Source organism: Clostridium sp. N3C (assembly GCF_900095445.1).
Classification (GTDB): domain Bacteria; phylum Bacillota; class Clostridia; order Clostridiales; family Clostridiaceae; genus Clostridium_AU.
In genome coordinates this window covers 1-8,868 of the sequence record NZ_FMJL01000075.1, presented here as the reverse complement: position 1 = coordinate 8,868, position 8,868 = coordinate 1, and the positions used below count along the sequence as shown (strand labels likewise).

At 33.3% G+C, this 8,868-nt stretch carries 9 protein-coding genes and 1 other annotated feature; all 9 genes read left to right on the top strand.

The window, feature by feature from the left end; genetic code table 11:
• Positions 1-336: 336 nt before the first annotated feature.
• The 9 genes from N3C_RS15175 (at position 337) to trpA (ending at position 8,300) form a co-directional block, all read left to right on the top strand.
• Entirely contained in the window at positions 337-513 is a 177-nt protein-coding gene (locus tag N3C_RS15175) for a hypothetical protein (RefSeq protein WP_178377843.1), read from the top strand.
• 160 nt (positions 514-673) lie between these two features.
• Positions 674-1,399, top strand: coding sequence for a hypothetical protein (locus N3C_RS14050; RefSeq protein WP_074366640.1), 726 nt, complete (start codon positions 674-676; stop codon positions 1,397-1,399).
• A gap of 95 nt (positions 1,400-1,494) precedes the next feature.
• Positions 1,495-1,846: a binding site (T-box leader), on the top strand.
• A 50-nt stretch (positions 1,847-1,896) separates the two neighbouring features.
• Positions 1,897-3,330: an anthranilate synthase component I gene (gene trpE, locus N3C_RS14045; RefSeq protein WP_074366639.1), complete on the top strand. Its 1,434-nt coding sequence runs from the start codon at positions 1,897-1,899 to the stop codon at positions 3,328-3,330.
• Positions 3,330-3,908, top strand: a complete 579-nt coding sequence (locus N3C_RS14040) for an anthranilate synthase component II (protein ID WP_074366638.1) — start codon at positions 3,330-3,332, stop codon at positions 3,906-3,908. Before trpE ends, N3C_RS14040 begins: the two co-directional genes overlap by 1 nt.
• Positions 3,898-4,938, top strand: a complete 1,041-nt coding sequence (gene trpD, locus N3C_RS14035) for an anthranilate phosphoribosyltransferase (protein ID WP_074366637.1) — start codon at positions 3,898-3,900, stop codon at positions 4,936-4,938. Before N3C_RS14040 ends, trpD begins: the two co-directional genes overlap by 11 nt.
• Positions 4,938-5,717 carry an indole-3-glycerol phosphate synthase TrpC gene (gene trpC, locus N3C_RS14030; protein WP_074366636.1) on the top strand — a complete coding sequence of 260 codons (780 nt, stop codon included), beginning with the start codon at positions 4,938-4,940 and terminating at the stop codon, positions 5,715-5,717. Before trpD ends, trpC begins: the two co-directional genes overlap by 1 nt.
• 5 nt (positions 5,718-5,722) lie before the next feature.
• A complete protein-coding gene (locus tag N3C_RS14025) occupies positions 5,723-6,334 on the top strand; it encodes a phosphoribosylanthranilate isomerase (RefSeq protein ID WP_074366635.1) in 612 nt (203 codons plus the stop codon).
• Positions 6,331-7,509: a tryptophan synthase subunit beta gene (gene trpB / locus N3C_RS14020; protein WP_074366634.1), complete on the top strand. Its 1,179-nt coding sequence runs from the start codon at positions 6,331-6,333 to the stop codon at positions 7,507-7,509. The genes N3C_RS14025 and trpB overlap by 4 nt, the downstream gene beginning before the upstream one ends.
• Positions 7,506-8,300 carry a tryptophan synthase subunit alpha gene (gene trpA / locus N3C_RS14015; RefSeq protein ID WP_074366633.1) on the top strand — a complete coding sequence of 265 codons (795 nt, stop codon included), beginning with the start codon at positions 7,506-7,508 and terminating at the stop codon, positions 8,298-8,300. The genes trpB and trpA overlap by 4 nt, the downstream gene beginning before the upstream one ends.
• The last annotated feature ends 568 nt before the right edge of the window (positions 8,301-8,868 follow it).

Sequence of the window (8,868 nt, the reverse complement as noted above, 5' to 3'; positions counted from 1 at the left end):
GCCAGGTTATAAAAGACATCAAGCTTTTGCTTGATGTCTTTTTTCGTTTAATTAATATTTTCAAGAACTAAAATAAGCATTAATAATGAGTGAGTGTTGTACCGTTCTCATTCTGAATGCGATGATTAAGCTATTCAGCACAATATAATAAACGTGGTAAAGAAATAGAAGTTGAAGAAAATCCATATCTAAAAGATTTATTTATAGAATTGTAATATAAATTCTATATCTACTAAAATTATAGAAAAGCAATCAGGGATTTTAGTATTTATAGATAATTGATAAGCTATAAAAAATATTTTTATTGAGGGTTACTAAAATAAGGAGAATACTTGAATGAAACTAAAAGATAAACTTGGTTACTTTACATGTATTCCTTTAACGGTTTTAGCTATATATGTATTGGAAGATAAATATGGTATTGAGAACTTACCCAAAATTTTTATTTTTATAATTGGTGTGCTGATTATTTTTGTGTATATGTATGTATGCATGAGATTATACACTTTGTAGTGGCAAAGTTATTTTCTATGAAAGTAGTATTTGTAGAAGCTTCGGGATTAGCTTTTTTTTTTCTGAAGAAAGAAAAATAAAAAGAACAAAAAGCAAATATTTTGATGGATTAGGTAATTGTCTAGCTTATCCAACATGGAAAAATACAGATAAACAATTAATGATTTATATTATTACACCATGTTTTTTAACAGTTATTGTGGCAGCTATTTTAGGTGTAATAAAAATTTACTTAAAAAATGTAAGTAGTTTTTTTGATAATATATTATATTTTGCAATGATTTTTTGTATTATTTCACTTATTCCCTTTAAAGGAAGTGATATTAAGCATCTTTGGAATTATTTTTTCAATAAGCCTACATTTAAGACTATTTTTAATACATTAAGGTTAGGGTATGCTTTAACCTTTAGCGATATAAATTATGATGAATTTATAAAATTAGAGCATGTTAATGATAAAGTAAGTAAAGAAATTTTAGATGAATATATGGCTTTACATATAAAGTGTGCCATCATATTATTATTGTTGAGCAAACATGAAATACCAAAGGAAATCAATGATACTTATATGAACTATTATGAAAAAGGATCAGATAAATACAAAATATTATTTGCAATATATACAAGGTTATTAAAAAAAGAAATAGATTTTTCTGTTTATGAATTGTTGGACAAGAGTTCCAAATCTATAACATATGAACAGTTTTTTTTGGAAGTTTTGATGGGAAGAGAAAAGGATTTAGGAAAACTTAGTGAAAAGTTAGATGAAGAAATAGAAAAATATGAAGCAATAGGAATAAAAGATGCCTATGCCTTAGAGAAAAAATTGTATAAGGCTATGTCAAAAGAAATAATTGGACATAATAATATTAAAGGGAAGAAATAATATTGAATAAAAGAAGAGTTAAATATTAATAATAAAAATTTGGTAAGTTTAATTATAAAGGTATTGACTAAATGTTGCCATAATAGTAAAATAAAATAAAATCGATGAGCAGAAAGAGTAGATATGGGAGTTTAGTTAAAGCGAGCCTGGGGCGGTGGAAGCCGGGTACTGTAGCCTATATTGAATGGGTCTGCGAGATGATATGCGAACTTATAGTAGCATTTTCCGGGAGTCAGCCGTTACAATGACAGGGTATCGATGTTAATCTGTACCTGGTAAAGAGAAATTTGCATTTAGGTGGCATAGCGAGTAAAACATCTCGTCCTAATTGGACTAGATGTTTTTTTATTTACTCTTTAATTTGTATGAGAAAATAAATATAGAATATGCCTATCTAATAATGTGAATTTAATATGGGTGGCACCGCGGAGTCACTTCGTCCCATTATGAGGATGAAGTGGCTTTTTTATTTATTATGAGAATTGGAGGTTTTTACTATGATTAGCTTAAGCAAAGAGCAGTTTAATGAGTTGAAAAAAGCCAATAAGGTTTTTCCTGTTGCCTTTGAAGCTCATGCAGATGAACTGACGCCTATAGTTATGTTTTATAATTTGGAAGGCAAAAATAGATGCCTTTTAGAAAGTGCTTTAGCCACTAAAGAAAGTGGAAGATATTCTTTTATGGCAGAGAACCCTTACCTTCAGGTTACTGGCTATGGAAGCAATATTTCTATTATAAAAGAGGATGGAACTAGAGTAGAGAGAAAGGGAGATCTGCTAGATACAGTAAAGGAGCTGCTAAATATCCAATACAGCACTGAAGACTTGAATCTACCTTTTAGTGGCGGCGCCATAGGTTATGTAGGTTACGACATGATTAGGCAGTATGAAAAACTTCCAGATAACAATAAAGATGAAATAAATGTACCAGATGCTTATCTTCTATTTTATAAAAAAGTAATTTGCTATGACCATTATAGCCATAAGCTTTACATCATCTATAACGTGCTTAATGAAGATGAGCAACAGTATGAGGACATTGTGAAAATATTAGAAGAAACATATGAAAAAATTAGAATTAGAAAGGAAATAAAGCCCTTTGAAAAAAAAGAGTGCTTAGGAAGGGTAAGGTCTAATTTATCTCAGGAAGAATATTGTGACCTTGTAAATAGGGCAAAGGCTTATATAAAAAGGGGAGATATCTTTCAAGTGGTATTATCCCAAAGATTTAGTATTGATACAGATGAAAAATCCTTTGAGGTCTATAGAAGATTAAGAACAGAAAATCCTTCTCCATATCTTTTCTATATAGAATTTGAAGACTTTGAGGTGGTGGGATCTTCTCCAGAAAAACTAGTGAGCGTTAAAGATAAGATTGTAACCACTAATCCTATTGCAGGTACAAGGCCTAGAGGAAAAAACAAGGAAGAAGATGCTTTATTGGCAGAAGAGTTATTAAGAGATGAGAAGGAAAGAGCTGAGCATGTAATGCTTGTGGACCTAGGAAGAAATGATGTTGGAAGGATTAGTGACTTTGGTACCGTCAACGTGGATAGCTTCATGGAAGTAGAATTATATTCTCAGGTGATGCACTTGGTTTCTAAGGTTTCTGGACGATTAAAGGAAGGATTAACATCTTACGATGCTTTAAAAGCTTGCTTACCAGCAGGTACCGTTTCAGGGGCACCAAAGATTAGGGCTATGGAGATTATTGATGAGCTAGAGAATGTAAGACGGGGAATATATGCAGGAGCCCTAGGATACTTTTCCTACGATGGAAATATGGATTTCTGTATAGCAATCAGAACTATCGTCTTTAAGAATAAAATAGCCTATATACAGGCAGGGGCTGGAATAGTCCATGATTCGGACCCTGTTAAGGAATACAGGGAAACTATAAATAAAGCAAAAGCATTAAGGTTGGTGATCTAATGTTTCTATTAATTGATAATTACGATTCCTTTACCTTTAATTTATATCAAATGATTGGAGCTTTCTACAAGGATATAAAAGTGGTAAGAAATGATGCCATTACCATAGAGGATATTGAAAAAATGAATCCAGAAGGAATTATCATTTCTCCAGGCCCTGGAAGGCCAGAAGATGCTGGAATTTGCATTGATATAATTAAAAACTTTGCAGGAAGGCTGCCTATCTTAGGAATATGTCTAGGACATCAGGCTATAGGTCACGCCTTTGGGGCTAGGATAATTAATTCAGATCAAATAATGCATGGAAAGGCTTCAGAGATTTTTACGGAAGATAGCCAAATCTTTAATGCCTTACCTAAGAACTTTAATGTAATGAGATATCATTCCTTAGTGGTGGATAGTGGCAGTTTGCCAGAGAGCCTAGAGGTGATAGCAAAAACAAAAGACAACGTTATTATGGCACTAAAGCATAAGACTTATGACATATATGGACTGCAATTTCATCCTGAATCTATTCTTACAGAGTATGGTGATAGAATATTAAAAAATTTTGTAGAGGTGATCTGTAATGTTAAGTGATGCTATTAAGAAAATAGTGTTAAGGGAAAATTTGACGGAACTAGAAGCAGAGGCGGCAATGAATGAAATAATGAAGGGTGAGTTTGAACCTTCATTGGTAGGAGCTTTTCTAATTGGACTTAGAATGAAGGGGGAAAGCATAGATGAAATAACCGGTTGCGTGAAATCTATGAAGAAAAATGCAAAAAGTTTTAATTTGGATCATCAGGCTGAAAAAGAGCGTAAAACATTGGCGATTGATACCTGTGGTACCGGTGGAGATGAAGCTAATACCTTTAATATATCTACAGCGGTGGCTATTATTGCAGCTGCTGCAGGGGTAAGGGTTGCTAAGCATGGAGGTAGAGCAGTATCCAGTAATAGTGGTAGTGCCGATGTGCTGGCAGAAATGGGGTTTAATATTAATATTGATGCTGGTACTTCAGAGCAGTGTATAAGAGAAACCGGTATGACCTTTCTCTTTGCACCAAATTATCATCCTGCCATGAAATATGCAGCACCTATAAGAAAGCAGCTAAGTACAAGAACTATATTTAATATAATTGGGCCTTTAACCAATCCTGCAGATATAAAGGGGCAAGTACTTGGGGTCTTTGATAAGGGATTAACCAATAAACTAGGTCAGGTTCTCTTAAAGCTTGGTAGAGAAAGGGCTTTAGTAGTTCATGGCCATGATGGTTTAGACGAAATAACAACAACTGCTAAAACTACAGTGACTGAAGTTAAGGATGGCAAGGTTATAGATTATGTAATAAATCCAGAAGATTACGGCATTCCACTAAGTAAAAAGGAAGATATACAAGGAGGAGATGCAAAGGAAAATGCAAGGATTATCTTAGATATATTTAAAGGACAAAAGGGGCCTAAGAGGGACATAGTTTTAATAAATGCTGCTGCAGCTCTGTATGTAGGAAAGGCCGTTGATGGTATCTATGAGGGAGTAAAGCTAGCAGAAGAAATTATCGATTCAGGAAAGGCCTATGACAAGCTAAAAGAAATAGTGAATTTTAGTAGGAGAGTGGCGGTGTAATGATATTAGATGATATTGTTGCAGTTAAAAGAAAACAGTTAGAGTTAGAGAAAGGAAAAAAGCCTCTAGACTATCTAAAGAAGAATCTTAAAACTAGAGAGGTTAGGGACTTTGAGGCAGCTCTTAGAGGAGAGGGAATATCTATAATTGCAGAAATAAAAAAGGCATCACCATCTAAGGGAGTTATAATTGAAAAATTTGATCATAAAAGAATTGCAAGTATCTATGAAGAAATCAATATAGATGCAATTTCAATACTCACAGAGGAGCATTTCTTTAAAGGAAGGAATGAATATATTAAGGAAGCAAAGGAAATAACCACTAAGCCAATTCTACGGAAAGATTTTATTATTGATGAATATCAAATATATCAAGCTCATGAAATAGGGGCTGATGCCATACTACTTATAGCTACCATATTGCCTGGAAAGCTTAAGAGCTTTTATGATTTAGCTTCAAGATTAGGATTACATGTGCTTATAGAGGTGCATAACCAAAGGGAATTAGAAGAAGCCTTAGAAACCGGTGGTAGAATAATTGGAATAAATAATAGGGATCTTAGAAGCTTTCAGGTTAGTTTAAAGCATACAGAAGAGCTTATTAAGTATATACCTAAGGATAAAATAGTGATTTCAGAAAGCGGTATATCTACAGCTGATGATATAAAGTATCTAGAAGGTTTGGGGGTAAATGGAGTTTTAATTGGAGAAGCCTTCATGAGAAATATAGAGGACAGGAATAAAATAAATCAGTTTATATTAGCCTTTAAGGCTAGGTGATAAGAATGATAAAGGTTAAAATATGTGGATTAACAAGGGCTCTTGATATAGAGTATGTCAATGAATTTAAGCCAGATTATGCAGGTTTTGTCTTTGCTGATAGTAAAAGAAGGGTAAGTGCTGATCAAGCCCTAGAGCTAGCTAAAAATTTAAGCAATGATATTAAGATTGTGGGGGTTTTTGTTAACGAAGATATAAATACAGTAAGGGAGATTGCAGAAAAAGTTAAATTGGACATCCTTCAGTTTCATGGTGATGAGGATATAAACTATATAAATTCTTTTAAAGACTATGAGGTTTGGAAGGCTATTTCAATTAAAAGCGAAGAGGATCTCTTAAATTTAAATGGATATAGTGATGTTAGGTTTCTTCTTGATTCTAAGATTGAAGGCCTCCGAGGAGGCAGTGGGAAAACCTTTGATTGGAATATATTAAAGGATTTTGATTTGCAAAATAAAATAATTTTAGCGGGGGGCCTAAACTGTGAAAATATATTGGATGCTCTTAGAATTGTAAAGCCTTATGGGGTAGATGTATCAAGTGGTGTTGAGAGTGAAGGAGTTAAAGATTATAAAAAAATAAAAGAATTTATTGGGAAAGTGAGGAGTTTTAGATGAAAGGAAGATTTGGTCAATTTGGTGGTCAATATGTACCGGAAACAGTGATGAATGCTGTAATGGAGCTGGAAGAGGAATTTGAGAAGGTTATTAAGGATGAAAGTTTTCTAGAGGAGTATAGATATTACTTACGGGAGTATAGTGGAAGGGAAACTCCTCTATACTATGCAAGGAGCCTATCTGAAAAATATGGAGGAGCTAAAATATATCTTAAAAGGGAAGATTTGAATCACACTGGAGCTCATAAAATAAACAATGTTTTAGGTCAAATACTTCTAGCTAAAAGAATGGGCAAGAAAAGAGTTATAGCAGAAACCGGTGCGGGACAGCATGGGGTTGCCACTGCTACTGTTGCTGCTCTTTTGCAAATGGAATGTGAAATATTTATGGGGGAAGAGGATATAAGAAGACAATCCCTTAATGTATTTAAAATGAAAATGCTAGGAGCAAAGGTTACAGCTATTAAAAGTGGAACTGGAACCTTAAAGGATGCAGTTAATGGAGCCTTTAGGGATTGGGTAACCAATATCGATAACACCTTCTATGTAATAGGTTCTGTTATGGGACCCCATCCATATCCAACTATGGTAAGGGAGTTTCAACGAATAATAGGTGATGAAGCAAGAAGGCAGATCATTGAAAAGGAAGGCAGGCTTCCTGATTATGTTATAGCCTGTGTTGGCGGTGGCAGCAATGCCATAGGTATCTTTTACCCTTTTATAGAAGATAAGGAAGTTAAGCTTATAGGGGTAGAGGCTGCAGGGCTTGGTTTAGATACAAATCAGCATGCAGCCACAATTACAAAGGGCAGCTTAGGTGTAATTCATGGAATGAAAACCTATGTGCTACAGGATGAAGATGGACAAATAATGCCAGTTTATTCTATATCTGCAGGCCTTGATTATCCTGGAGTTGGACCGGAACATGCATATTTACATGAAATTAAAAGAGCTAATTATGTAGCTATTACAGATAAGGAGGCTGTAGCTGCCTTTAAGGAACTTTGTCTAATGGAGGGAATCATACCTGCAATAGAGAGTTCCCACGCTATTGCCTATGCGTTAAAGTTAGCACCTACCTTAAGCAAGGAAGATATAATTGTAGTTAATCTTTCAGGAAGAGGGGACAAAGATATAAATATTATAGCCAGAGAAATGGGGGTAGAGCTTAAATGAATAGAATAGATTTTAAGTTTAATGAATTGAAAGAAAAGAAGGAAAAAGCTTTAATTACCTTTATAACTGCTGGAGACCCTGATATAGATACTACCGTATCTTTAGTTTTAGAAATGGAGAAGGCAGGGGCAGATATTATTGAATTAGGTATACCATACTCCGACCCAGTAGCGGATGGTGAAGTTATTCAAGAGTCATCTCAAAGAGCATTAAAAAATGGCATAAAGATAAAAGATATAATGAAGGCTGTTGAGGATATTAGAAAGGAATCATCTATCCCTTTAATATATCTTGTTTACTACAATTGTATATTTAAGTACGGAATAGATAAATTCATTAAGGAATGCAATGAAGTTGGCATTGATGGTCTTATTATTCCAGATCTACCTCTAGAAGAAAGAGGAGAAATAATAGATTTGGCTTATGAAAATAATATTTATATTATTCCAATGGTAGCGCCTACTTCAGAAGAAAGAATCAAAAACATTTTAAAGGATGGCAGAGGTTTTGTATACTGTGTATCTATCAATGGGGTAACTGGTACTAGGGATAAGATTTCTACAGATTTAAATAGTTATATTAATTTGATAAAGGAATATAGTGTGATACCAAAAGCTATTGGCTTTGGTGTATCTAATGCGGAAATGGCAAAAAACTTTTCAAAATACGCAGAAGGAGTAATCGTTGGAAGTGCAATCATAAAGCGTATAGCATCTAGCTGTAATAAGGAAGAGACTATAAGAAGAGTAGTCAGCTTTGTTAAAGAATTAAAAGAGGCTGTAAGAGAATAATATTATAGCTAGGTGTATAAATGGATGCATAAAGTTAAAATGTAAAGCAGATACTACCAATGAAATACCGTTAATGTAATTATAATTCTGTAAATATAATAATGTAGTTAGTAAAAAGTTCGCTTTTCTGCGGACTTTTTTATGTATATATTGAAATGGTTTTATATTTATAGAATTTGCAGATTATCCATATTGATAATAGTTAAGTGGATAATTTCAACTTGCAAAGAATAAAAATAGATTTTCAGGGAATTTTATTATTAGAAGGTTTATTGACAAATACAAAATATGATGATATTATAATTTTCTGGCCTGAAAACAGTGCACTATTATCACTAAATTGATAGCTAAAATAAATTTAAAAAATTTGTTGACAGCTACAAGTTACCATGATAATATAATAAAGCATTCTTTTTGGAACAAGGTTTTTAAGTAAAAAATTCCTTAAAAACTTCAAGAAAAAAGATGTTGACACCACAAATTAATCGTGGTAATATTAATAAGCTGTCAGATGACAGCGAAAACAATCTAATCTTGGTCTTTGAAAATTGAACAGAGATTAAATGAC